The organism is Streptomyces pactum (assembly GCF_016031615.1).
GTDB lineage: Bacteria > Actinomycetota > Actinomycetes > Streptomycetales > Streptomycetaceae > Streptomyces > Streptomyces pactus.
In genome coordinates this window covers 2,839,802-2,865,527 of sequence record NZ_JACYXC010000001.1, presented here as the reverse complement: position 1 = coordinate 2,865,527, position 25,726 = coordinate 2,839,802, and the positions used below count along the sequence as shown (strand labels likewise).

The 25,726-nt window shown below is 75.5% G+C and carries 16 protein-coding genes; 7 read left to right on the top strand and 9 right to left on the bottom strand.

Annotation, left to right across the window (positions count from 1 at the left end; genetic code table 11):
- Positions 1-73: 73 nt before the first annotated feature.
- Positions 74-688 carry a GNAT family N-acetyltransferase gene (locus tag IHE55_RS11115; protein ID WP_197988883.1) on the top strand — a complete coding sequence of 205 codons (615 nt, stop codon included), beginning with the start codon at positions 74-76 and terminating at the stop codon, positions 686-688.
- A gap of 365 nt (positions 689-1,053) precedes the next feature.
- On the opposite strand, the gene IHE55_RS11110 is transcribed toward IHE55_RS11115, so the two are convergent.
- Positions 1,054-1,830, bottom strand: coding sequence for a pyridoxine/pyridoxamine 5'-phosphate oxidase (locus IHE55_RS11110; RefSeq protein ID WP_197988882.1), 777 nt, complete (start codon positions 1,828-1,830; stop codon positions 1,054-1,056).
- Positions 1,831-2,558: 728 nt separating this feature from the next.
- The gene (locus IHE55_RS11105; protein WP_197988881.1) at positions 2,559-3,206 is read right to left on the bottom strand and encodes a TetR family transcriptional regulator; all 648 of its coding nucleotides are present in this window, start codon (positions 3,204-3,206) and stop codon (positions 2,559-2,561) included.
- A gap of 815 nt (positions 3,207-4,021) precedes the next feature.
- Between IHE55_RS11105 and kbpA the strand changes: the two genes are divergently transcribed.
- The 3 genes from kbpA to IHE55_RS11090 all read left to right on the top strand — a co-directional run bounded on the left by kbpA (position 4,022) and on the right by IHE55_RS11090 (position 8,649).
- Positions 4,022-4,831 (top strand): AfsK-binding protein KbpA, encoded by an 810-nt coding sequence (kbpA, locus tag IHE55_RS11100; RefSeq protein ID WP_232265527.1) that lies wholly within the window; start codon positions 4,022-4,024, stop codon positions 4,829-4,831.
- 192 nt (positions 4,832-5,023) lie between these two features.
- The gene (gene afsK, locus IHE55_RS11095; protein WP_197988880.1) at positions 5,024-7,621 is read left to right on the top strand and encodes a protein serine/threonine kinase AfsK; all 2,598 of its coding nucleotides are present in this window, start codon (positions 5,024-5,026) and stop codon (positions 7,619-7,621) included.
- A 437-nt stretch (positions 7,622-8,058) separates the two neighbouring features.
- On the top strand, positions 8,059-8,649 hold the full coding sequence (locus IHE55_RS11090) for a hypothetical protein (RefSeq protein WP_197988879.1): 591 nt from the start codon (positions 8,059-8,061) through the stop codon (positions 8,647-8,649).
- A 148-nt stretch (positions 8,650-8,797) separates the two neighbouring features.
- Here IHE55_RS11090 and IHE55_RS11085 read toward each other — a convergent pair whose 3' ends face one another.
- The 4 genes from IHE55_RS11085 to IHE55_RS11070 all read right to left on the bottom strand — a co-directional run bounded on the left by IHE55_RS11085 (position 8,798) and on the right by IHE55_RS11070 (position 15,970).
- A complete protein-coding gene (locus tag IHE55_RS11085) occupies positions 8,798-9,019 on the bottom strand; it encodes a hypothetical protein (protein ID WP_197988878.1) in 222 nt (73 codons plus the stop codon).
- Between the two features lie 487 nt (positions 9,020-9,506).
- On the bottom strand, positions 9,507-9,791 hold the full coding sequence (locus tag IHE55_RS11080; protein WP_197988877.1) for a hypothetical protein: 285 nt from the start codon (positions 9,789-9,791) through the stop codon (positions 9,507-9,509).
- A 453-nt stretch (positions 9,792-10,244) separates the two neighbouring features.
- A complete protein-coding gene (afsR, locus tag IHE55_RS11075; RefSeq protein WP_197988876.1) occupies positions 10,245-13,169 on the bottom strand; it encodes an SARP-family global regulator AfsR in 2,925 nt (974 codons plus the stop codon).
- A 110-nt stretch (positions 13,170-13,279) separates the two neighbouring features.
- A complete protein-coding gene (locus IHE55_RS11070; RefSeq protein WP_197988875.1) occupies positions 13,280-15,970 on the bottom strand; it encodes an ATP-binding protein in 2,691 nt (896 codons plus the stop codon).
- Between the two features lie 545 nt (positions 15,971-16,515).
- Between IHE55_RS11070 and IHE55_RS11065 the strand changes: the two genes are divergently transcribed.
- Positions 16,516-18,081 carry an APC family permease gene (locus tag IHE55_RS11065; protein ID WP_197988874.1) on the top strand — a complete coding sequence of 522 codons (1,566 nt, stop codon included), beginning with the start codon at positions 16,516-16,518 and terminating at the stop codon, positions 18,079-18,081.
- A 589-nt stretch (positions 18,082-18,670) separates the two neighbouring features.
- Here the strand turns inward: IHE55_RS11065 and IHE55_RS11060 are convergent.
- The gene (locus IHE55_RS11060; protein ID WP_197988873.1) at positions 18,671-19,321 is read right to left on the bottom strand and encodes an SDR family NAD(P)-dependent oxidoreductase; all 651 of its coding nucleotides are present in this window, start codon (positions 19,319-19,321) and stop codon (positions 18,671-18,673) included.
- Positions 19,322-19,410: 89 nt separating this feature from the next.
- Between IHE55_RS11060 and IHE55_RS11055 the strand changes: the two genes are divergently transcribed.
- Complete coding sequence (locus tag IHE55_RS11055; protein ID WP_197988872.1) at positions 19,411-19,851, top strand: MerR family transcriptional regulator; 441 nt, start codon at positions 19,411-19,413, stop codon at positions 19,849-19,851.
- A 306-nt stretch (positions 19,852-20,157) separates the two neighbouring features.
- Here the strand turns inward: IHE55_RS11055 and IHE55_RS11050 are convergent, their stop codons facing one another.
- Positions 20,158-21,684 carry a CehA/McbA family metallohydrolase gene (locus tag IHE55_RS11050; protein WP_197988871.1) on the bottom strand — a complete coding sequence of 509 codons (1,527 nt, stop codon included), beginning with the start codon at positions 21,682-21,684 and terminating at the stop codon, positions 20,158-20,160.
- Positions 21,685-22,292: 608 nt separating this feature from the next.
- Between IHE55_RS11050 and IHE55_RS11045 the strand changes: the two genes are divergently transcribed.
- Positions 22,293-24,887 (top strand): bifunctional FO biosynthesis protein CofGH, encoded by a 2,595-nt coding sequence (locus IHE55_RS11045; RefSeq protein ID WP_197988870.1) that lies wholly within the window; start codon positions 22,293-22,295, stop codon positions 24,885-24,887.
- A 125-nt stretch (positions 24,888-25,012) separates the two neighbouring features.
- Here the strand turns inward: IHE55_RS11045 and IHE55_RS11040 are convergent, their stop codons facing one another.
- Positions 25,013-25,633, bottom strand: coding sequence for a GNAT family N-acetyltransferase (locus IHE55_RS11040; RefSeq protein ID WP_197988869.1), 621 nt, complete (start codon positions 25,631-25,633; stop codon positions 25,013-25,015).
- Positions 25,634-25,726 lie beyond the last annotated feature (93 nt).

Below are 25,726 nucleotides of genomic sequence, written 5' to 3'. Positions count from 1 at the left end.
GACCCCGGGCACCGCTCCGGCCGCCGATGACGGTTGAATGCCGCATACGGGGTGGGTGACGAAGGAGACGGGGATGCTGAAACCGGTCGACCTGCGGATGTACGGACTCCTGCTGCGCCCCTGGGGCGAGCGGGACCTGGACGCGATCCGCCGCGGGCTGGCCGACCCGGAGTTCCGGCGCTGGAACACCATCAACGTGCCGTCCCCCGACGAGGCCGGGGCCCGGGACTTCCTGGAGAGCCGCACCACCGGGTGGCAGTGCGGGGAGATGGCCTCCTTCGCCGTCACCGCACCGGGCGCCGGCGGCGGCGCGGGCGCCGTGCTGGGCCACATCAGCATCGGCATGATCGACTTCGATGCGCACCGCAGCGGGCGGGTCGGGTACTGGGTGCTGCCCGAGGCACGGGGGCGCGGGGTGGCGACCCGGGCGCTGGACGCGCTGAGCCGCTGGGCCTTCCGGGACCTGGGGCTGTACCGGCTGGAACTGGGCCACGCCATCGGCAACGACGCCTCCTGCGCGGTCGCCGAGCGCTGCCACTACCGCCACGAGGGGGACCTGCGCGGCGCGATGTTCGACATCACCGGGACACCCCGCGACGTCCATGTGCACGGCCGGCTGGCCGTCGACCCGCCGCCCCGGCTGTCCGGTGTCACCGTGCCGGGCGACAACACCACGCCGCACGACTGAGCGCGTGCGGCCGGAGGTGACCGGCCGGGACGCGGACGCGGCGGATCGCCGCGCCACCGGGCATCGGGCGGCGGGCACCGGCGTCACCGGGCAGCGGGCGGCGCCCGGTGACGCCGGTGCGACAGGTACGGCCGTACGGCCGGTGACGGGCGTGCGGCCGGTGACGGGCGTGCGGCCGGTGAGGGCCGGGTGCCCCGGTGACGGGCGGCCGTGTGGTCCCGCCCCGGGACCGGACCGTGCCCCGTGCGCGCCGGGCGGGGTGGTGCCGGGGGCCGGGCGGTGGTGCCGGGCCGGGCGGTGGTACCCGGGGCCAGGAAGTGGTGCCGGGGATCGGGCGCGGGTGCGGGACCGGTGGTGGCTCGGGTTCAGGGCCAGAGCAGCTCGCGGCGCCACACCGCGCCCGCCGGAGCGTGGGACGGGCCGGCGGCGTCCCCGGCCCCCGGCACGGCAGCCGCCCGCTCGCGCAGGTAGCGCAGCCGCACATGCCGCCGGTCCGGGTCACCCTGGTAGAACTCGACCTCCTCCGGCTCCAGGACGTACCGCGTCCAGCCGGGCGCCACGGCGTCCGGCTCCCGGGCGATCCGCTCCCCGGCCTCCTCGAAGGCCCGCACCAGCTCCGGGTACGACCCCAGCACCTCGCTCTGCCGCCCCACCAGGGCCGCCACCCGGGCGGCCGGGGACCGTTCGCGCAGGTCCGCCGCGCTCTCCGCCGGGTCCGCCGCCCGGACCGGGCCGGCCACCCGGACCTGACGCCCGGCGGCCGCCCAGTAGAAGCCGAGTGCCGCGTACGGGCGGTGCGCCAGCTCCCGGCCCTTGCGGCTGGTGCGGTGGGTGGCGAAGTGCCAGCCGCGCTCGTCGGCGTCGTGCAGCATCACCGTACGGACCGATGGACGGCCCTCGGCGTCGGCGGTGGCCAGCGCCATGGTGTGCGGCTCCGGCACCCCGGCCCCGACCGCCTCGTGGAACCAGCGGTGGAACAGCGGCAGCGGCTCGTCCGGCGCGCCGGACGGGTCGAAGGGCGGCGACTCGCCACCGCCGGCCCGCAGCGCGCGGAGCAGCTCGTGGAAGTGCCGGGCGTCCGGCCCGCCGCCGGCCGGGGAGGCCGGCGCGGTGCCGTGGGAGGGGGATGCGTCGCCGCTCATCGGTTCGTCCTGGGTGCTCGGTCGGTGCCGCCGCCGTCAGTATCCCGGTACGGGGGCGCGGACCGGTCCACCGGCGTGGGGCGCGCCGACGCGCCCGGCGGGGCACGGGCGCCGGCCCGCCGGGCGGCACGGTGCCGACGGCCGCGCGGGGTGTGCGGAGCGGCGGAGGGCGGGAACGGCCGCACCCCGGCCGGCAGGCAGGGAACCGCCGCACCCCGGCCGACAGGCAGGGAACCGCCGTACCCCGGCCGGCAAGGGCGGGAAGGGACCGGAGGAAGAGACCGGACCGGAGGAAGGGACGGAGGGGCCCGGAAGGGAGGGGAGCGGAGGGCGCCCCAGGGCCGGTGCGCCCCAGGACCGGCGCGCTCCGCGGCCGGCGCCCGGGCAACGCGGTACCCCGGCGGACCGGCAGCCGCGCTGCCGTCGGCCCGTGCCCCGGGCCCCCGGGTGCGAGGGGCGGGTGCCTCGGTGACCGGCCCCTGGGTGACAGGACAGGGGTGGGGGCCGGTTCACATCCGCCGGGCCGAACGGGCGGGGACGGGTACGCCGGGGAGGGGGCGGGGGCAGGGCGCTGCCGGGCCGGTGCTCCGGGGCCGGCCGGGACGCCGGGCGCCGGGGCCCAGGGGCCGCCGGTGGTCCGCCGCCGGTGCCGGGCCGCCGCGGTGCGCCGGGCGACGCGCCGGTCCGGCGGGCCCGGCCGGCGTACCGGTCGCTCGCCGGACTGCCGGCTACTTGGCCGGCTTCCGCCCGGTGATGCCGAGGTGGACCAGGAGCGCCAGGCTCGGCTTGATCTCCGCCTGCTTCACGCCCCAGGTCTGGAACCCCTTCTGGTGCGAGGCGACCGCGGCCAGCATCGCCACCAGGGAACCGGCGATCGCGGCGGGGTTGACGTCCTTGTCGAACCGGCCCTTGGCCTGGAGCTCCCGGACCGACTCGGTCAGCGAGTTGGTCACCGCGCTGAGGATCTTCATGCGGATCTTGTAGAACCGCTTGTCGCCCTCGGCCGCCCCCAGGTCCACCACGCGCAGGATCGCGTCGTGCCTGCGCCAGAAGGAGAGGAAGCCGTCGACCAGTTCCTCGGCGGTCTGCCAGCCGGCCTTGCCGGCCCAGGACCGCCCGGAGACCAGATCGGTGAGGGCGGCACCCTCCTTGGCCATCTCCTCCGCGATGTCCAGGACCGCGCCCTCGACATCCGGGAAGTACTGGTAGAAGGTCGCGGGCGAGGTCCCGGCCTTGCGCGCGACATCGATGACCTTGACATCTCGGTACGGGGACGTGCTGAGCATCTCGCCGAGGCAGTCGAGCAGCTTCTGCCGCGTCGCCTGCCCGCGACGCCCGGCGACCCGGCCGTCGACGGTTCGTACTTGTCCTGTCATGCCGTCAGCTTACCGAGGGGTGATCAGAGCGCTATTCGACTGCGTGCAAATGGGTTTGGGCCCCGGAACAGGCCCGGTCCACGCCTGTGAGCAGGCAGTTTCCAAGCGCCTCCGGACGGTGTGCGAGGGCCGCGCGACGGCCCGGCCGAGCGCTCCGACCGGCCCCGGGCGAGCGCCCCGGCGGGCCCGGGAGGACGTTCCGGCGGTCCGTCGGGTGAGGGCCCCGGGCTCCGGGGCCTGTGCCGGCGGGCCCGTGCTCCGGTGGTGCCCGGTGGCCCGTGCTCCGGCGGTCCGCGGGTGGTGTTCCGGGGCTCCGCGGGCCCGTGCTCCGGCGGTCCGCGGTGAGTGCCGGGGGCGCGGCGCGGGCCGCGCGGATCCGCCGCCGGGGTGATGTGCCCGGCCACCCGCCGCCCGGGCGAATCCTGTTATCAACAGGCTGTGGACAACCTCGGTGGACAAGCGGTCCGCCACCGTGGTCGGGGACACCCGCCGGGAGCGCGTACTGAGCCGCGCCCGCCGGGCCGGCACCGGCCGTGACCCCTCCCGCCACCACCCGCCCGTGCCCGCGGTACGTCGTCCGCCCCGCGCCCGTACCCGCCGCCCCTGACCGCGGTGCGCCCCGTGCCCGCGCCACCGCGCGGTGCCGCCCGCCGCCTCCCCAGCCCCGGCCCGGCCCGGCCTCCGCCCGTGCCCGCGGTACGCCATCCGTCCCCGTGCCGCGCCGCCCCGCCCGTCGGCGGGCGCCCCCGCGCGGAAACCGGGGCGCGCCGTTAGCGTGGCGGGCAGGAACACCCCGCCGTACGGGAGGTCCGGCCATGGCCGCACTGGACGACGCCGCCGCCGTGCCGCTGTTCGCGGACGGGGTGCCCTGCTGGGTGGACGCCGCGCTCCCCGACGTCGAGGCGGGCAAGCGGTTCTACGGGGAGCTGTTCGGCTGGACCTTCGACGCCGGGGACGCCGCGCACGGCTTCTACACCCAGGCGTTCCACCAGGGCCGGAACGTCGCGGCGCTCGCGCCCAAGCCCGACGGCCGGATGCCCACCGTGTGGAACGTGTACCTCGCCGTCCGGGACGCGGTGGCCACCGCCGCGCGGATCGCCGAGGCCGGCGGCCAGGTGATCACCGCCCCGATGGCGCTGGGCGACTTCGGCGTCCTGGCCACCGCGGCCGACCCCGGCGGGGCGGTGTTCGGGCTCTGGCAGCCCGGCAGCCACCACGGGTTCGAGGCCGAGGGCGAGCCCGGCTGCTACGCGTGGACCGAGGTGTACACCCGGGACCGGGACGCGGTGGACTCCTTCTACACCCGCCTCTTCGGCTACCGGGCGCGGGACGCGGGGCTGCCCGGGATCGACGCCGTCCTGTGGTCACCGGCGGGGGAGCCCGCCGGGGTGGAGACGGCCGTGTGCGGCCGGGTGGTGCTGGACGAGACGTACCCGGTCGAACTCCCCGCCCACTTCCTGGTCCACTTCGCGGTCGCGGACTGTGACGCGGCGGTCGCCGCGGTGCGCCGGCTCGGTGGGCGGACCACCTCCGGGCCGTGGGACACGCCGTACGGCAGATTCGCCATGGTTGTCGACAATCAGGGCGCAAACTTCGCTGTTTCGGACACCGCGAAAGCCGCATAGGGCTACGTAAGCGTGCATAGTGCCGAGTTACGCACTCCACCACGTATCAGCCAATGACATGACCAATGGGCCCCGGGTTAGCAACCGCCGCGTTCGGCAGAGAGAATGCAGCTTGCGTGCCGCCGGACGGTTTGTCGGTGAGACGCTGCACGGGGCTGTTAACTTCGAGCCCTACGGGGAGGTGGCAGGCAAGTGGTGGAGCAGCTGACGCAGCACGACCCGAGGCGGATCGGCCCGTTCGAGGTGCTCGGCCGGCTCGGCGCGGGCGGCATGGGGCTGGTCTATCTCGCGCGCTCGGCGTCCGGCCGGCGGGTGGCGATCAAGACCGTCCGTACCGAACTCGCCGAGGACCAGCTGTTCCGGGTCCGGTTCACCCGCGAGGTCGAGGCGGCCCGCGCGGTCAGCGGCTTCTACACCGCCGCCGTGGTGGACGCCGACCCCCGCGCCCCCGTCCCGTGGCTCGCCACCGCCTATGTGCCGGCCCCCTCGCTGGAGGAGATAGTCAACGAGTGCGGGCCGCTGCCGGCCCAGGCCGTGCGCTGGCTGGCCGCCGGTGTCGCGGAGGCGCTGCACTCCATCCACGGCGCCGGCCTGGTCCACCGCGACCTGAAGCCGTCGAACGTCCTGGTCGTCGAGGACGGGCCGCGGGTGATCGACTTCGGCATCGCCTCGGGCGTCTCCAGCACCCGGCTGACCATGACCAACGTGGCCGTCGGCACCCCGGCCTACATGTCGCCCGAGCAGGCCCGCGACTCGCGCAGCGTGACCGGCGCCAGCGACATCTTCTCGCTCGGCTCCACGCTCACCTTCGCGGCCACCGGGCACGCCCCGTACCACGGCGCCAATCCGGTGGAGACGGTGTTCATGCTGCTGCGGGAGGGCCCGGACCTGTCCGGCCTCCCCGACGAGCTGCGGCCGCTGATCGAGTCCTGTATGCAGATGGAGGCCGAGCGGCGGCCCAGCCCCGCCGACCTCCAGGCGCAGCTCGCCCCGCACCTGTTCGCGTCCGGGGGTGACGACAGCGGTACCGCCTCCGCCTGGCTGCCGGCCAGCGCGGTGGCCCTCATCGAGAGCCGGCGCGGCGGCCGGCCGGTGCAGCCCGCCGGCGGCGCGGGCGATGGCCGGCCGCCGGTCCCGTCCCGTCCCGGCTACCCGGCCGGCCCGTCCCAGGTCCGGCCCGGCCCGGGCACCGGCCGCGGCCCCCGGCACGGCTCCCCGGCGCCGGTCGGCGGCACCGGCTGGGACCCCTCGGCCGCCGGCGACCCGCGCGGTGGGCTGCGCGGCCCCGAGGCGGCCAGCCCGGCCAGCCAGGTCAGCTCCGCCGGCCCGCCGGGACGGCACGCGGCCCAGCCCGCCCCGACCGGCCACCCGCCGCAGCACGGCGCCGGGACCCCGCGGGGTTCGGCGCCGCTGCCCGCCGCGGCCGGGCCGGGCACCGACGGCGCGGTGCGGCTGACCGGCTCCCAGGTGCCGATCGGTCCCGGGCCCCGGGCCGCCGACACCCACGCCGGGACCCCGCGCCGGGACCCGGTGGCCGGCACCGGCTGGGTCCGCCCCCCGGACGGCGCGACCGGCGCACCGCCGCTGGCCGCCGTGCCGCCGCAGCCCGTGGCGCCCCCGCCGGACGCCGCGCCGCCCCCGGAGCCGCCCGGCCCGCCCCGCTGGCGCCCCTGGCGGTTCCGGATGTCGAACGACGTGTGGGGCACCCCGGCGGTCGCCGGAGACCTGCTGTACGTGACCTCCTTCGAGGTGCACGCCCTGGACGTGGCCACCGGCCGGCGGCAGTTCAAGACCCGCGACGTGGCCTGGGCGATGGCGGTCGCCGACGGCCGCATCCACGCCTCCGACGGCCCCACCCTGTACGCGCTGGACGCGGCCGACGGCTCGGAGCGCTGGCGGCTGGCCACCGAGGGCTGGGTCTACTCCCTCAAGGTGGACCGCGGCACGGTGGTCACCGGCACCCGCGGCGGCGGTGTCCAGGCCTGGGAGGCCGCCAACGGCGAACTGCTGTGGGAGATGCAGGGCGCGCAGACCGACTTCGAGACCCCCGAGTCCGGGCCGGTGATCCACGACGGCACGGTGTACGTGTGGGCCGACGCCCGGCTGCGGGCCCTGGAGGCGCGCACCGGCGCCGAGCGCTGGTCCTACCCGGTGGGTGACGCCGCCTCCTGCGGGGCGGTGCCGATCCGCCTGCTGCCCGCTCCGGACGGGGTGGTGTACGTCGCCGCGGGCACCCGGGTGCTCGCCATCGACATCGCGCGCGGCGACGTGCGCTGGCGCTTCGAGGCGCCGGCGGTCTTCCTGTGCGCCCCCGCGTACGCGCCCGGGCCCGCGGTGACCGGGGGTGGCGTCTACATCGCCGACTACCTGGGCACGGTCTACGCCATCGACGCGAGCACCGGCCGCGACCGCTGGCGGATCGCGACCGAGTCCCGGCAGGCGATCGACCCGGTGCTGATCGCCGACGGCTCGGTCCACCTGGGCAGCGGCAGCGCCCTGTACACGCTGGACGCGGTCACCGGCACCCCCAAGTGGCGCTTCGCCGCGGGCGGGGAGGTCATCGGCTCCCCGGTGGTGGCCGAGGGCCGGGTGCACTTCGGGTCGGCAGACCACTGCCTGTACACGGTGGACGCGGCGGGCGGCCAGCTGCGCTGGAAGCTCGCCACCGGCGGCGAGATCACCGGCTCCCCGGTGGTGGCCGGCGGTGTGGTGTACGCGTGCAGCAAGGACCGCTGCGTCTACGCGCTGGACGCGGCGAAGGGCACCGGGCAGTCCCGCCCCCGGCAGTGACGGCGGCCCGGTCCACGCGGGTCACACCGGGCCCCGGCCGCCGCCGGTGAGCGGGGGCCGGGGCCCCGGCGCGCCGGCGGCCGTGCCGGTGATCCCGTCGTCCCGGGCCCGCGGTCGTCGCGGGCGGGCCCGCGCCGGTGCCGGACGCGGGCCCGAGCACCGGCCGGACGGGTCGCGGGGGGCGGGAACCGGAACGCCCGGCGGGCGCGTCTGTTGCTGCACGGACCGGGTGCGGGCCGGCGGCCGGTGGCACCGGGCCCGGCCGGACCGGCTGCGAGGCTCCGCCCGGTCCGCCCGGCGGACCGGCGGACCGGGGGACTCCGGGTCCGGGTGCCGAACAGGTGACTTTGGGGTAACTCGCCCCGTTGCTAGGGTGGCGTGCACGCGTCAATCGATCTTGGTTGGCCGGTTCTTGCCTGGACAACGGGGGTAATGTCATGCAACGCCGTCATCAGCGGATCTGTGCCGCTGCCGTCATAGGACTGCTCGCCGTCACCGGCCTGACCGGGTGCGGCGGCAAGAAGCGCGGCGGTGGCTTCCCGGGGGCTGACGGCGGGTCCGCCGCCGGCGGCGCCGACGCGCCGGCCGGGCTGCCGAGCGATCTCGACCTGCCGTCCGCGCTCCCCTCGGGGCTGCCGACGGACCTGCCGTCGGGGTACCCCAGCACCACCCCGACCGACGGCTACACCCCGCCCGCGCCGACGTACACCACCTCGGCGCCGCCCACGTACAACCCCGACGCGACGGCGGAGACCACCACCAGCAACTGCTCCTACGGGGAGAACGACGGGATGCTCCGGTACAGCATCACCGTGGCCAACACCGACTCCACGCGCAGCTTCCGCTACACCCTGAGCGTGAAGTGGACGAAGAAGTCCGACGGCAGCTACATGGGGACGGACACCCAGTACGTCACCGTGCTGCCCGGCTCCTCCCAGACCGTCACGGCCTCCGCCTACCACCGGCTGGACACCTACACCTACTTCACCTGCTCGCTCACCTCGGCGACCAAGATGCCGGTGAACTGACGGGCACGGCCCGGCACGCCGGGGCGGGTGTCTTCACCCCATGGAGGGTCGGCCCCGCCGCGGCGGGGCCGACCCTCCCTCCGTACTCCGCGAACGCGAACGGGGGCCGGGCGTGTTCGCCCGGCCCCCGCACGGAGTCGCCGTCACGTCAGGAGACGTGGTGGTCCTCCGGGCTGAGGACCAGGTCGGACGAGTCCGCGTGGGCGTCCTGCGGCGTGAATACCAGCGCGACCGAGTCCGCGTGGGCGTCCTGGGGCGCGTCCGCGGGCGTGACGGTGGCGTGGTGGTCCGCCATCGCGGGCACCGCGGTACCGGCGGCCACCGCGGCCGCGAACGCGAACGTGACCAGGACCTTCTTCGGGCGAGTCATTCCAACTCCTCCATGGGGAGCAAACGTTTGGTTTTGCTAAGCGAAACCAACCCAATGGTATGGGAGAGAACGTTCGACCGCTTCGACTTGTGAATATTCACGTCGTGGCCAACCGACCGTCCCCGCCCGCGTGTTGGCGGAAACCGCCGTCGGTGGCACCCCCTCCTCGCCACCGCCGGCGGTCCCGCTTCCCCCGTTTCTTCCCCCTGTATTTCCCCATGCTTTCCCCCGTTGTGCTCTCCCCCGTTGCTCCCCCGTGCGGTCACCGGGTTTCCCCGGTGACCCCCGTTCCCCCGTGCTTCCCCCGTGAGTCCCCGTTCCTCCCCGTGGAGGCCCCCGTTTCCTCGTGGGATCCACGTCCCATCGGATCCCACCTCCCCCCGTAGGGTCCCCATTCCCCCGTGAGGTTCCCCGTTCCCCCGTTGTCCCCCCGTGGGTCCCCTGTCTCTCCCCCGTGGGAGCCCCCGGCAGTGCGGTGACCCGCGCGTTACGCCGTGGTGCTGTCCGCGTGGCTGTCCTGCGGAGTGGCGTCGGCCGGGTCATCCTTGGCGGCCGGCGGCTTCACGACCACGCCGTCGGCGTGGCTGTCCATCGTGGTCACGGTGGTGCCGTCGGCGGAGCTGTCCAGCGGCGCGGCGGCGGCGCCGTCCGCGTGGCTGTCCAGCGGCTTGATCGCGATACCGTCCGCGTGGCTGTCCAGGACCGCCACGTTGGTGCTGTCCGCGTGGCTGTCCAACGGACGGTAGGCGTCGTCCTTGGGCTTCTGGGTCATGAGTGGATCACGTCCTCACATGCTGTCGTCTGGGGCGCAACCCGGCCGGCGACTCCCCCGAGGATCGCCGGACGGGCTGCCTTCTCAGGACCGGGCACCCCGGACGGGGACGGACCTGACAACCGACCCGTCTGCCCCCCGCGGGGACGGATCGACTGTCACCAGACTGCCGGTCGGCGATAAACGATTGATGAACGCGGCAACGGAGTGCCGACGGGTCCCGCGGCCCGCGGTGGCCCAGGGCCCGCCCGGCGGCCGGCACCTGCCGCCGACGCCCCTGGCCGGCACCCGGCGCCAAACCCCGCGTACGGGCCCCGGCTCCCGCGTCCGGCCTGGTACGGGCGTACTGCCCCCGGCCCCCCGCGTCCGTCCCGCTCCCCCGCGATACGGCCCCCGGCCACCCCGGTCGAGGCCCCCGGCCCGGTACCGGCGTCCCGGTCCGTCGGACGGCGGTCAGACGGCGGCGGTGCGGGCGAGGAGCAGGCCGACCTCCTCGGCCTCGGCGGCGCCCAGCCGCTGGTGGATGGCGAGCGCCTCGTTCCAGCAGGCACGGGCCCGGTCCGGCTGGCCGATCTCGTCGAGCGCCTTGCCCAGCACCGTCAGGACGATGCCGCGCCGCCACTCGCCGCCCACGAACCGCAGGGCGAGGGCCTGTTCGGCGTGGGTGGCGGCCTCCGCGGGGCGCCCGGCGGCCAGGTGCACCTCGGCGAGCCGGGCGTGCGTGGAACCCTCCCACAGCCGCTGCCGGTTCTCCCGGAACAGCGTCAGCGCCTCGGTGAGCTGGACCAGGGCCTCCGCCTGCCGGCCGGCGTGGTGCAGCGCCAGGCCCAGCGCGAAGCGGCCGTTGGCCACCCGCATGGCCAGGCCGAGACTCTGGTAGATGTCGGTGCCCTCGGCGGCCAGCCGGATGGCGCTGTCGTGGCGGCCGGTCGCCGCGTGCGTCCGGGAGGTGTTGCACAGCACGCTGGCCACCCCCGGCAGGTTGTCGTCGGCGCGGAACGCCTCCAGCGCCTGCTCCAGGTACTGCTCGGCCTCGGCGTAGCGCTTCTGGTACAGGGCGATGATGCCGCGCTCGTTCGGCGCCTCGCAGGCCGGCACCGGGTCGCCGGCGGCGAGCGCCAGCACCATGGCCCGCCGCGCCTCCTCGTCCGCCATCTCGAACCGGGACGCCATCATGTGCACGTGGGTCAGCCGCATCCGGGCCCGCCCCTCGGCCCGGGCGTCGTCGGCGGCGTGCGCGGCGTCCCGGACCGCGATGGCGGTCAGTTCGTACTGCCGGGAGTTGGCGCCCGACTCGCCCAGGTCCCGGGAGGCCAGCAGCAGATCGACCGCGCGCCGCAGGGTCGGCCCGGAGGCGTTCTGCTGCACGCAGGCGAGCAGGCAGTGCGCCTCGGTGAAGAGCCAGTCCAGCGACTCCTTGCGGTTGGCGAACTCCAGCCCCGGGTACGCGGTCGGCTCCAGGTGGTCCACCAGCCGGTCGCCGGGCCGCTCCAGCGCGAACACCCGGGCCGCGCTGGCGAGGTAGAAGTCGAGCAGCCGGGACATCGCCGCCTCCCGCTCGGCCGGCCGCTCGTCGCGCTCGGCGCAGACCCGGGCGAACAGCCGCACCAGGTCGTGGTAGCGGTAGCGGCCGGGGGCGGCGGACTCCAGGAGGCTGGTGTCCACCAGCGTCTCCAGCAGCTCCTCGGCGTCCAGCGGGTCCATGTCCAGCACCGCGGCGGCGGCGTGCTGCGAGATGTCGGGGCCGTCGGCGAGGCCGAGCAGCCGGAAGGCGCGCGCCTGCTGCGGCTCCAGCTGTCCGTAGCCCAGCTCGAAGGTGGCCTTCACGGCGAGGTCACCGGCGCGCAGCTCGTCCAGCCGGCGGCGCTCGTCGGCCAGCTTGCGGGCGAGCACCGACACCGACCAGGTGCGGCGGGCCGCCAGCCGGGAGGCGGCGATCCGGATGGCCAGCGGCAGGAACCCGCAGGCGGCGACCACGTCCATCGCCGCGTCCCGCTCCGCCTCGACCCGCTCCGCGCCCACGATGCGGGTGAAGAGCACCAGGGCTTCCTCGGGGCTCATCACATCGAGGTCGACCAGGTGCGCGCCCTCCAGGTCGACCATGCGGTTGCGGCTGGTGACCAGGGTCGCGCAGCCGTCGGTGCCGGGCAGCAGCGGCCGGACCTGGGCGGCGTCGCGGGCGTTGTCCAGCAGCGCCAGCACCCGGCGGCCGTCCAGCAGCGAGCGGTACAGCGCCGCCCGCTCCTCGATCCCGTCCGGGATGGCGTTGTCCGGGGTGCCCAGGGCGCGCAGGAAGGCCCCCAGCACCGCCTCCGGCTCGACGGCGGACGGGCCCGCGCCCCGCAGATCCACGTAGAGCTGCCCGTCGGGGAAGTACCGGCGGGCGGCGTGCGCCACGTGCACCGCCAGCGTCGTCTTGCCGACGCCGCCGATGCCGGCCACCGCCGACACCGCCATCACACTGCTCCCGGCGGTGGCCAGCTGGGCGCTCAGCTCCTCCACGATGGTGCCGCGGCCGGTGAAGTCCGCCACCGTCGCCGGGAGCTGGGCGGGGCGTATGAACACCGCGCCGGAGGCCTCCGCCTCCTCGCCGGGACCGGCCGGCGCGGCCAGCCCCGCGTCCGCCTGGAGGATGCGCTGCTGGAGCTCGGACAGCCCGGCGCACGGGTCCACACCCAGTTCGTCGGCGAGCAGCCGGCGGGTGTCGGCGTAGACGGCGAGCGCCTCGGCCTGCCGTCCGCTGCGGTACAGCGCGAGCATCAGCAGCTCCCGCAGCCGCTCCCGGAGCGGATGGGCGGCGGTGAGCGCGGTCAGCTCCGACACCGCCTCGGCGTGGTTGCCCAGCTCCAGGTCGAGGTCGAGCCGGTTCTCCAGGAGCGTCAGGTGCCACTCCGCCAGCCGGGCCCGCTGGGTCTCCGCGTACGGGCCGGAGAGCCCGGCGAGCGGTTCGCCGTCCCACAGCGCCAGCGCCTCGGCCAGCAGGTCCCGGGCGCGCTCCCGGTCCCCGGAGTGCCGGGCCTTCTCCGCCTCCGCCGCCAGCTGCTCGGCCACCTCGGTGTCCAGGGCGCCCAGCCCGGTGCGGATCGCGTACCCGCCGGACTCGCTGACCAGGTCGTCGGCGTCCGGCCCGAAGACCTTCCGCAGCCGCGAGGCGTAGGTGCGCAGCGCGGCCACCGCGGCCTGCGGCGGGCTGTCACCCCACAGACCGTCCACCAGCTCGGGCGCGGTCGCGGTGCGGCCGCCGCGCAGCAGCAGGGCGGCGAGCAGCGCGCGCTGCTGGGGCGAGCCGAGTCCGAGGGGCTCCTCGCCCCGCCAGGCGCGGACCGGTCCGAGCACGGCGAAGCGCAGTCGCAGCCCGTGACCCACATCGCCGGTCATGTATCCCCCTGCCTGAGCCTGCCAGTCGCACCGGCCAGTTTGCCTTGTCCGGGGGGTGTGCGTCAGTAGGGGCCTGGCTTGAGGGGCCGCACCGCCAGAGTTGTCCGAACTCACACAGCTGGCGGCTCGTCAGGTTTATGCAGGCTTATCAGTTCTGTGCCTTTTATCAAGCGTAATAAGGGGTGTTGGGAACCCTCGACGTCGCCGCCGGAGGCGCCCGGGCGGGCGTCGGCGGTCGGCGGGGCGTCGAGCAGTTCGCGTACCTCGGCGTACTCGGCCGACCCCAGCCGCCCGTGGATGGCGAGTGCTTCGTACCAGCATGCGCGGGCCCGGCCGGTCTGGCCGATGGCGTTCAGCGCCCGGCCCAGGACGGTGAGGATGGTGCCGCGCCGCCAGGCGCCGCCCAGCCCGCCGAGCACCAGCGACCGTTCGGCGTGCTCGGCGGCGCGCGCCGGGCGTCCGGCGACCAGATGGGTTTCGGCCAACCGGTAGTGGGTGACTCCCTCCCAGCGCTGCTGCCGGCAGGCCCGGAAGATGTCGAGCGCCTCGGTGAGGTGGCCGACCGCCTCGTCCGCGCGCCCCACCCGGGTCAGCGCGATGCCCAGCGCGTACATGCCGTTGGCCAGCCGCAGCGAGCCGCCGAGCCGGCGGTAGATGGCCAGCGACTGCTCGGCCAGTTCCACCCCGGCCCGGGTGCGGCCCAGGTTGAGCTTGGCGCGGGCCAGGTTGGACAGCGCGCTCGCCTCGCCCGCCTCGTCGCCCATCGCCCGGAAGGCGGCGAGCGCCCGCGCGAAGTGCTCCTCGGCGTCGCTGTGCCGGCCCTGGTAGACGGCGATGATGCCGAGCTGGCTGAGCGGACGGGAGGCGAGCGCCGGGTCGCCGACCGCCCGGCCCAGCTCGATCGCCCGGCGCAGCTCCCGCTCCGCCTCCTCGAACCGGCCGTTGAAGACGCAGACCACGCCGAGGGTGGAGCGGGCCCGGCCCTCGGCGCGGGCGTTCCCGGCGGCCCGTGCGGCCTCGGCGATCTCCCGCGCCGCGCTCTCGTAGGGCAGCAGCTTCGCCCCCGACTCGGCCAGGTCCAGCGCCACCAGCAGCAGGTCGGCGGCGCGGCTGAGCAGTCCCTCGGTGACCGCCTGCCGGGCACAGCCGATCAGGCAGTCGCCCTCCACGAAGAGCCAGTTGACCGCCTCCGCGGGACTGCCGAAGTCCCGCCCGGGCCGCGCGGTGGGCGTCAGGTGCTCCACCGTGCGGTCCCCGGGCCGCTCCATGGCGTACGCCTGGGCGGCGGTGGCGAGGTAGAAGTCGAGCAGCCGGGACATCGCCGCCTCCCGCTGGTCGGCGGGCTCGTCGTGTTCGGCGCAGGCCCGGGCGTACAGCCGGACCAGGTCGTGGTACCGGTAGCGGCCGGGCACCGCGGACTCCAGCAGCGAGCTGCCCACCAGCGCGTCCAGCAGCTCCGCGGCGGCCGGCGGGTCGGTGTCCAGCACCGCGGCGGCGGCGTGCAGGGAGATGTCGGGGCCGTCGGCGAGGCCGAGCAGCCGGAAGGCGCGTGCCTGCTGCGGTTCCAGCTGGCCGTAACCGAGTTCGAAGGTGGCCTTGACGGCGAGGTCGCCGGCGCGCAGTTCGTCCAGCCGGCGGCGTTCGTCGGCCAGTTTGCGGGCGAGCACCGAGACGGTCCAGGTGCGGCGGGCCGCCAGCCGGGCGGCGGCGATCCGGATGGCCAGCGGCAGGAAGCCGCACGCCCCCACGGTGTCCATGGTCTCGGCGCGCTCCGGCACCGCCCGCTCCTCGCCGACGATCTGGGCGAAGAGGCCGAATGCCTCGTCCGGGCGGAGCACGTCGAGGTCCACCAGGTGGGCGCCGTCCAGGTCCGCCATCCGGGTCCGGCTGGTGGCCAGCACCGCACACCCCGCGGAGGCCGGCAGCAGCGGCCGGACCTGCGCGGCGTCCCGGGCGTTGTCCAGCAGCACCAGCACCCGCCGTCCGTCCAGCACCGACCGGTACAGCTCGGCGCGCTCCCGCGTTCCGTCGGGGATCTCCGCGTCCGCCACGCCCAGCGCCCGCAGGAAGGAGCCGAGCACCGCCCGCGGGTCGGCGGGGGTGGGGGCGGTGCCGTGCAGGTCCGCGTAGAGCTGACCGTCGGGGAAGTCCGCCCGGGCGGCGTGCGCCACGTGGACCGCCAGCGCGGTCTTGCCGATGCCGCCGGTGCCGGCCACCGACACCACCGCGCCGGTCCGCTCCCGGGCGGTGCCGAGCTGCTCGCGCAGCTCGGCGACGACCGTGTCGCGGCCGGTGAAGTCGGCGATCCGGGCGGGCAGCTGGGCCGGGCGCACCGGCGCGGCGCCGGGCCCGGGTCCGGCCGCGCCCCGGCCGGTGGGGGCCGCCAGCCGGACGTCGCACTGCCGGACGCGGTGCTGCAGCTCGGTGAGCGCCGGGCCGGGCGCGGTGCCCAGTTCGTCGGCGAGCAGCCGGCGGGTGTCGGCGTAGACGGCGAGCGCCTCGGCCTGCCGGCCGCTGCGGTACAGCGCGAGCATCAGCAGCTCGCGCAGCCGCTCCCGGAAGGGGTGGGCGACGGTCAGGGCGGTCAGCTCGGAGATCGTCTGGGCATGGCCGCCCCGCTCCAGGGCGAGTTCGAAGCGGGCCTCCACCAGCGGAAGCTCGTCCTCCGTCGGAAGCCCGTCCTCCGCCGGGAGGCCGCCGGTGCCGTGGAGCGGACCGCCCCCGGCCGGCGGGCCCCCGTCGTCACCGAGCACCGTCGATCGCGGCGGCAGCCCCAATCCCCGCCCGTCGTCCTGGGCCATGGTTTCCCCCTGCGCATGCTGTCTCGCTGCGCTGGTCAGTCTGCCTTGTCCCCGCCCCCGGCGTCATCCGGCCGGCGCGCACCATATGCGCTGGTGACCGGACGGTCACGGCGCGGGCGGCGGCCCCGTGCCGGCTGTGCCGGGGGGTATCCGCTCCGTGACGTTCCCGGGCCGGTGCCGGGCCGGTGCCGGGCCGCCGGCCGACGCCCTGGGGCGGCACGGCCGAGGGGCCGGGGCGGTACGGGTGGGGGGCCGGACGGTCGGGGCGAGGGGCCGGGGGGCGGTACGGCGGCCGAAGGGGGCCGGACGGTCGGGGCGGGGACGGCGGAGAACCCGCACGGGAAATTTTTGAAACGGGCATAACGGGCGGTGCTGCGGTTCTCGTATCGCGGAAGGAAGGATGTATTCCTTCCGAACAGCAAGCGAATCAATCGGTTCGCATCGCAAACCTTGATCAACTGTCGATCGCGGGCGCTGGATCGAAGGGAAACCGGGCGGAGCCGAGCGTTCCGGATGTGGAAACCGCAGCATTTAACGTCCTGTTCATGGTTGATGTGGAAGCGCGGCCCCCGACGAGGGACTCGATACCCGGCGTCGCCGGCGCCGATGACGAACTGCGGGCCAAAGGGCTCAGCAACAATTCCGTGGGACTGCTCGGCAGTGCCGTCATCGGCGTCTCCACCGTCGCGCCCGTCTACTGCCTGACATCCACCCTCGGCCCCACCGTCAGCGAGGTCGGGCTCCAGATGCCGGCGATCTTCCTCGCCGGCTTCCTGCCGATGCTGCTGGTCGCCTTCGCGTACCGGGAGCTGAACCGGGCCGTCCCCGACTGCGGCACCTCCTTCACCTGGTCGGTGAAGGCGTTCGGGCCCCGCATCGGCTGGATGTGCGGCTGGGGCCTGGTGATCGCCACCATCATCGTGCTGTCGAACCTGGCCGGCGTCGCCACCTCGTACTTCTACCTGATGCTCGGCGAGCTGACCGGCAGTGCCGACGTCGCCGCGCTGGACGGCAACAAACCCGTCCACGTCCTGACCTGCCTGGCGTTCATCGCCATCGCCACCGTCATCAGCTACCGCGGCATGACCGCCACCAAGGGCGTGCAGTACGCCCTGGTCGGCCTCCAGCTCACGGTGCTCGCCCTCTTCGTGGTCATGGCTCTCGTCAAGGCCCGCTCCGGGGACTTCGCCGGCTCGATCGACTTCTCCTGGGGCTGGCTGAACCCCTTCGCGGTCGACTCCTTCAAGACCTTCACTGCCGGCCTCTCGCTGTCGATCTTCATGTTCTGGGGCTGGGACGCGTGCCTCACCGTGAACGAGGAGACCGCCGGCAGCTCCCGGACCCCCGGCCGAGCCGCGCTGCTCGCCATGGTGGTGCTGATCGGCTCCTACCTGCTGACCGCGATCGGCACCCAGATGTTCGCCGGTGTCGGCGAGCGGGACCTGGGCCTGGGCAACCCGGAGACCTCCGACAACGTCTTCGCCGCCCTCGCCGACCCGGTGATGGGCTCCGGCCTCGGCGTCCTGCTCTTCGTCGCGGTCCTCGCCTCCGCCGCCGCCAGCCTGCAGACCACCTTCATCCCGGTCGCCCGCACCGTCCTGGCGATGAGCACCTACCAGGCCCTGCCGGAGTCCTACTCCCGCGTCAACCCGCGCTTCCGCACCCCCGGCCGGGCCACCGTCGCGGCCGGCATCGCCACCGGCGCCTTCTACGCGGTGATGACCTTCCTCAGCGAGAACGTGCTCATCGACACCATCTACGCGCTGGGCCTGATGATCTGCTTCTACTACTCGATCACGGCCTTCGCCTGCGCCTGGTTCTTCCGCGCGGAGCTGCGCACCTCCACCCGGGCGCTGTTCCTCAAGGGCGTCATCCCGGTGCTGGGCGGCCTGCTGCTCGCGGCGGTCTTCACCAAGACCCTGATCGACATCTGGGACCCGGCCTACGGCAGCGGCAGCTCCGTCTTCGGTGTCGGCTCGGTCTTCGTCATCGGCGTCGGACTGCTCGCCGTCGGCGGCGTGATCATGCTGGTGATGCAGCGCCGCAGCCCCGCCTTCTTCCGCGGCGAGGTGCTCACCCGGTCCACCCCGGCGCTGGTCGTCGAGGACTGACCGGCCGGCGGCCGGCCGCGAGGACCCGGATCCCCGCGCCCGGCCGCCGCGGCCCGTCCCGGCACCGGCCCTCGCGGCCCGGCCCGGGCCTCCGGCCCCGGCTACCGGCCTTCCAGGCCTGGCCCGGCCCGGCCCCGGCTACCGGCCTTCCAAGCCCGGCACCGGCCCGGCCACCGGCCCGGCTCCTGGCCCCCGGCGGCCACCGCCTCCACACCGGCCATCCCGCCCCCGGCACCGCCCCACGGTGCCGGGGGCGGCGCCGTGCGGGCGGGTACGGACGGGGCGGCGACGCGGGCGGGTACGGATCCCGCCCGCGTCGCCGGTGGGCGCGCGTCGTGTCCGTCGGCGTCCGCTCCCGGCCGTCGCCGCTCCGCCGGCATCCGCGGCTGCGGCCCGTCCGTCTGCGGCCGTCGGATCCGTGTCCGCGGCCCGTCCGGCGGTATCCGCGTCCGTCGCCCGTCAGTCGGTGGCCGTGGGCGTCCGTGTCCGTCGGCCGTCCGCCGCGAGCGCTCGTGCCGGTCTGGGTACGCCCGCGTCCGTCCGAGTACGCCCACTTCCGCCGGGGGTGCTGGCCGTACGGGGGCCGGGCTCAGCCGGTGTGCAGCACCTCCCGCTGCCACTGCGCGCGCGGCTGGGTGTGCAGCCGCCAGTAGTGCTCGGCGATGTCGTCGGGGTCGAAGGCGGTGCCCGGGGCGACGGGCCCGTCCACCGTGACGCCGGCCACGTGGACGCCGGACGGCCCGTACTCCTGGTCGAGCAGGGCCACCAGGGTCCGCAACCCGGCCTTCCCCAGCGACAGGCTGACGTACTGCCGCTTCGGCTCCGGCATTCCCCCGGTGACCAGGAACGTGCCGCGGCCGCGCCGTGCCATCCCCGGCGCCACGTGGGCGGCGGCGGTGAGCGCTCCCACCACATTGACCGCCCAGGCGTCCAGCTGGCCGCGCACCGACAGCTCGCCGGGCCGGTCCGGGCGGATGAGCGCGGCGTTGTAGACCACGACGTCCGGCGGGCCCAGCTCGTCCGCCACCGCGTCCAGGGCGGCGCGCAGCGCCGACTCGTCGGTGCTGTCGGCGGTCCGGACCGCCACCGGAACCCCGAACGCCGACAGCTCCCCGGCCACCTCGGTCAGCGGGCCGGCGGACCGCGCGATCAGGCCGACCGGCAGGCCCTCGCGGGCGAAACGGCGCGCGACCGACCGGCCGATTCCCGGACCGGCACCGATGACGACTGCTCCTGACACGACTGACTCCTCCGCTCGGACACCTCTGGCGGACCGGACGTTAAGGTGTCACACCGGTGTGAAGGTCAACCTCGGGCCGAGGGGGTCGCATGCGGATCGGTGAGCTGGCGCGCCGGACGGGGGTCAGCAAGCGGCTGCTGCGCTACTACGAGGAGCAGGGGCTGCTCCGGCCGCTGCGGCTGGCCAACGGCTACCGGGAGTACGCCGAGCCGGACGTCGCCGCGGTGCGCCGCATCCGGGCGCTGCTCGCCGCCGGACTGCCGACCACCGCCATCGCCCGGCTGCTGGACTGCGTCCACGAGGACGACGCGCGGCTGGTCCCCTCCGGCTGCCCCGGCATGGTCACCACCCTGCGGCGCGAACATCACCGGGTCACCGAGGAGATCACCCGGCTCCAGACGTCCCAGCAGGCGCTCGGCACTCTGCTGACCGCCGCGCTGGAGCAGCCCGCCGAGCCGGTTCCGCCCCCTGGGCCCGGACCGGCCGCCGGACCCGTCCCACCCGCCGGGCCGGTGCCGCCCGCGGGGTAGGTGCCGTGCGCCGCGTCAGTCGGCGGGGCCGTGGTGAGCCGTCCGGCGACCACCGCCTGACTGCCCCCGGGACGCCGGGACGGCCGTCCCCGCAGGTTCGCGGGGCGGCCCCGGGGTGGGGCGGCACCGCCAGGCACCGGGCGGAACCACCCCGGGCGGAACCACCCGGGGCGGGGCGGCCCGGCGCCCGGGCCCGTGGACGACGGCCCGTGCACGACGCCCGGCGCACCGCGCCCGCCGCGACGGCCCGCTCGGGTGGAGGCGGGCCCGCAGCACGCGGCGCGGGCGGGCGGGTGGTGGGGCGGGCTACTCCTCGTCGAGGAAGATCGGGTTCGTCATGGCCGCCATGGGCCCCGGTAGCCCGGACGCGCCCCCGTCCGCCGGGGCGTGGCGGACCTCCGCGCGGACATAGGCCGCGTAGGAGGCGGTGGTACGCCACTCCACCGTGCCGGCGCCGGAGGCCGGCAGGGCGGTGGTGTACAGCCGGCCCTGGTCGGTGATGAAGCGGACCGAGCAGTCCGGGCCGACGCCGGATATCTCCAGCCGGACCGTCACCGGCTCGTCGGGGCGCACGCGCAGCCGGCCGCCGATGCCCGCGTGCCGGCCGCGCCCGCCCGCGACCTGGAACGACAGCCGCACGTCGGCGGACTCCGCGATCCAGGCCCGGCCCGCGCGGATGCCCTCCTGGATCGCGGTGCGGGTCAGGTCGTCGGCGAGCACCACCGTCTGCGGGTGGCCCACCACCTGCGGCTCCCGGTGGGCGTCGCTGTGGCCCACCGCGGGCAGCCAGCGGCGCTCCCCCCGGACGGCGGCGACCAGGGTGTTGTCCCACTCCTGGATCGTCACCTCGTCGTCCGGGGTGTAGGTGCCGTTCCACACCTCCACCGCGTCGGCGTCGTTGAACCCGAACTTCCAGTTGCAGCCGACGCAGTCACCGTGCGGGTGCGCCGGGATCACCAGCCCGCCGGCCTGCCGGATCTTCCGCGCGTAGCGGCCGAAGGCGTTGTCCCGGGCGCGGTAGCGCCAGTCGATGAACACCCCGGGGTCGGTGCCCATCGCCACCACGTGGCCGTTGCGGGTGGTGACCTCCTCCCCGGTGAGGATGAGCAGGTCGTCCCCCCACAGCCCGGCGAACGCGGCGTGACTGGAGGTGGTGTTGTGCTCGGTGGTGGTGATGAAGTCCAGCTTGGCGGCGCGGGCGGCGGCCACCAGCTCGGCCGGGGTGCGCTTGCCGTCGGAGTGGACGGTGTGCAGGTGGCTGTCGCCCCGGTACCAGGCCCGGCCGCGCCCCTTGGCCCGCTCCGGCGGGTACACCGGCTTCGGCGTGACGCCCTGCCGGCCGTGGCGCAGGGTGATGGTCACCGAGTAGTTCAGGCCCTGCGGCGCCACGGTGTACGGGCCGAGCACCACGTGCCAGGTGCCGGCGTTGACCGGGCCGGGCAGGTAGGCCGGGGTCGCCGACTCCGCGCTGATGGTGAACTCGGTGCGGGCGCCGCCCGACCAGCCGCGGAAGCCGCGCCCGCCCAGCTCGGTGCCGCGCTCGTCGAAGATGCCGATGTCGCAGGCGTTGCCCTGGGTGCCGGCCGGCACGGCAGGCCTGTCATAGCTGTAGGAGACGGCCAGCTCGCGGACCCCCGGCGGCACCTCCACGGGGAGGTAGACGAAGTCCGGGGAGCCGGTGGGCAGATGGCCCGTGACGGTACGGGTCTGCTCCCGGTCGCCGGCGCCCTCCCGGTCCGCCTCCTCGGCGTGCGCGAACGTCACCGGGTCCAGCGTCAGCGCGCCCGCCGCGCCGGCGAGCGCCGAGAGCCTGAGTACATCGCGTCGTCGCATCCGTGCCCCCATGAGTCGGAAGTGCCGCGTGACACCGTTGTACGCCGATGCGACGCGCAGCGGAACGCCTGTGGATAACCCGGTGACGGCCGGCCGACGGACCCGCGCACCCGGCGGCGTCCCCGCCCGGGGCAAGCGTCCCGCGCCCCGGCGTACCGACTCCCGCCACGTCGCGCCGCGCGCCCCCTCCCGGCGTCCCCTGGCGTCCCGCGCGCCCCTCCCGGCGCCGCGCGCCCGGCTCGTGGCCCCGTGCCCCGGCGCACCCCGCCTTCGTACGCCCGCCGCGCCCGCCCGCCGCACCCGCGTACGCCCGCCCCGCCTGTGAACACCCGCCCCGCCCCGCGTACGCCCGCCGCGCCCTGCCCGCCGCACCCGCGTACGCCCGCCGCGCCCGGCACACGTGCCCTGCCCGGGCCCGCCCCGCCCCGGTGACACGCCCTCACCCCACCCCGCGCCCCCGAGCCCCGCCCCCCGCACCCCCGAGCCCCCTGCACCGGCACCCCTCGCCGCGTATTCCCGGCCGGGCCCGGAGCGGGCCGTGACAAGCCGCACAGCCCGCCCGGTCGCCGGTCGGCCTGCGGCCCGCGGCACGCTCGTATCCTCGGAGGATGACCACCAGCCCGCAGGGACCTCAGCCGCCCGCGCCCACCGCCAACGCCATGCGGCGCGCACTCAGACGCGCCCGGGACGGCGTCGCGCTGGACACCGCCGAGGCCGCGGTGCTGCTCCAGGCGCGCGGCGCGGACCTGGCGGACCTCACCGCCTCGGCCGCCCGGGTGCGGGACGCCGGGCTGGAGGCCGCGGGCCGCCCCGGCGTCATCACGTACTCCAAGAGCGTGTTCATCCCGCTCACCCGGCTGTGCCGGGACAAGTGCCACTACTGCACCTTCGCCACCGTCCCCGGCAAGCTGCGGCGGGCCGGGCACGGGATGTTCATGTCCCCCGACGAGGTGCTGGCCATCGCCCGGCGCGGCGCCGAACTCGGTTGCAAGGAAGCCCTCATCACGCTCGGTGACAAGCCCGAGGACCGCTGGCCCGAGGCGCGCGCATGGCTGGAGGCCGAAGGGTACGACGACACCATCGCCTACGTACGGGCCATGGCGATCCGCATCCTGGAGGAGACCGGACTGCTGCCGCACCTCAACCCCGGGGTGATGAGCTGGACGGACTTCCAGCGGCTCAAGCCGGTCGCGCCCTCCATGGGCATGATGCTGGAGACCACCGCCACCCGGCTGTGGTCCGAGCCCGGCGGCCCGCACTTCGGTTCCCCGGACAAGGAGCCCGCGGTCCGGCTGCGGGTCCTGGAGGACGCCGGGCGCAGCTCGGTGCCGTTCACCAGCGGCCTGCTCATCGGCATCGGCGAGACCTACGAGGAGCGCGCCGAGTCGCTGTTCGCACTGCGCCGGATCTCCCGCGCCTACCACGGCATCCAGGAACTGATCATCCAGAACTTCCGCGCCAAGCCGGACACCGCGATGCGCGGCATGCCGGACGCCGAGCTGGACGACCTGGTGGCCACCGTCGCCGTGGCCCGGCACATCATGGGCCCGGCCGCCTGCCTCCAGGCCCCGCCGAACCTGGTGGACGCCGAGTACGGGCGGCTGATCGGCGCCGGCATCGACGACTGGGGCGGCGTCTCCCCGCTCACCCCGGACCACGTCAACCCCGAGCGGCCCTGGCCCCGGATCGACGAACTCGCCGAGCACTCCGCCGCCGCCGGCTTCCGGCTGCGTGAACGGCTCGCCATTTACCCCGAGTTCGTCCGGCGCGGCGAGCCCTGGCTCGACCCCCGGCTGCTGCCGCACGTCACCGCGCTGGCCGAGCCGGAGACCGGGCTGGCCCGGGAGGACGCCGAGGTGCGCGGCCGGCCCTGGCAGGAGCCGGAGGAGGTGTTCACCGCCTCCGGCCGCACCGACCTGCACCGCACCATCGACACCGACGGCCGCACCGGTGACCGCCGGGACGACTTCGACGAGGTGTACGGGGACTGGGCGGCGCTGCGGGAGACCGCCGCCGCCGGGATGGTGCCCGAGCGGGTGGACGCCGACGTCCGGGAGGCGCTGAAGGTCGCCGCCGACGATCCGGTCCGGCTCACCGACCCGCAGGCGCTGGCCCTGCTGCACGCCGACGGCCCGGCGCTGGACGCGCTCTGCCGCATCGCCGACGACGTGCGCCGGGACACCGTGGGCGACGAGGTGACGTACATCGTCACCCGGAACATCAACTTCACCAACGTCTGCTACACCGGCTGCCGGTTCTGCGCCTTCGCCCAGCGCCGGACCGACGCCGACGCCTACACCCTCTCCCTGGACCAGGTCGCCGACCGCGCCGAGCAGGCGTGGGAGGTGGGCGCGGTGGAGGTGTGCATGCAGGGCGGCATCCACCCGGACCTGCCCGGCACCGCGTACTTCGACATCGCCCGCGCGGTGAAGCAGCGGGTGCCCGGCATGCATGTGCACGCCTTCTCGCCGATGGAGGTGGTCAACGGCGCCACCCGCACCGGGATGTCGCTGCGCGACTGGCTGACGGCGGCGAAGGAGGCGGGGCTGGACTCCATCCCCGGCACCGCCGCCGAGATCCTCGACGACGAGGTCCGCTGGGTCCTCACCAAGGGCAAACTCCCCACCGCCACCTGGGTCGAGGTCATCAAGACCGCGCACGAGGTGGGGCTGCGCTCCTCCTCCACCATGATGTACGGGCACGTGGACCAGCCGCACCACTGGCTGGGACACCTGCGGCTGCTCGCCCGCATCCATCAGGAGACCGGCGGCTTCACCGAGTTCGTCACCCTGCCGTTCATCCACACCAACGCCCCGGTGTACCTGGCCGGCATCGCCCGGCCGGGCCCCACCACCCGCGACAACCGGGCGGTCACCGCGATGGCCCGGCTGCTGCTCCACCCGCACATCCCCAACATCCAGACCAGCTGGGTGAAGCTGGGCACCGAGGGCGCGGCCGAGATGCTCCGCTCCGGGGCGAACGACCTGGGCGGCACCCTGATGGAGGAGACCATCTCCCGGATGGCCGGCTCCTCGTACGGCTCCTACCGGTCGGTGCGCGACCTGGTCGCCATCGCCGAGGCGGCCGGCCGCCCGGCCCGGCCGCGCACCACCACCTACGGCGAGGTTCCCGCCGAACGGCAGGCGGCGGCCCTCGCCTCCGACGGCCACCTGCCCCGGCTGCTGCCCGTCCTCGGCGACTGATCCGGCGGACCCGCCCCGCCGGGCGCGTACCCGGCGGGGACCGTCGCCCCGCCGGGCCCGGAAACCGAGCACTGCCGGGGCCCGGAACCGGGCCCCGCCGGGGTCCGGGCCGGGTCAGGGCCGGGTCAGGAGGCGCCGGGCCGCCGCCACATGGTGGGGACGCGCGGCGCGCCGGCCGGGGCCGGAAGGATGCCGGTCACCTCGAAGCCGAAGCGCTCGTAGTACGGCACGTTCTCCGGATCGGACGCCTCCAGGTACGCGGGCAGTCCCAGCCGGTCGCAGCGCTCCAGCCGGGAGCGCATCAGCGCGGCGCCGTGGCCCTTGCCCCGGAACCGGGGGTCGGGGTCGGTCCCGATGACGGCGAGGTACCAGTGCGGCTCCGAGGGGTGCACCTTCTCCATCGCGTTCACCATGGCCGCCGCCCGCGCCGCGCCGCGCCCCGCCGCCCGGGCGTACGCCGGCAGCGAGATCAGCTGCTGCACCAGCGTCTGCTTCCAGCGGCCCGGCGGGTCCCACAGGGCACTGCCGATGATCCGGCCGGAATCGGCGGTGACGAACTCACACGCGCCGTGCCGCAGATGCTGATGGCGCAGCATGGCGGCGAACACCTTCGGCAGCGACCGGCGTCTGGTCTCCGGATCGGGGAAGGTCCAGCACGCCACCGGGTCCTGCTGGAAGGCCCGGGCCAGCACGTCGGACAGTTCGCGGAGGTGCTCCCGCCGGGCCACTGAGATCTCATGCGCCATGGCCCGATGCTACGGGCGGCAACGCACCCGTAACCGGGGAATGCGGCGCTCCGCGGCGGCATGCGGGATGACGTCCTTCACAATCGCCGGCGA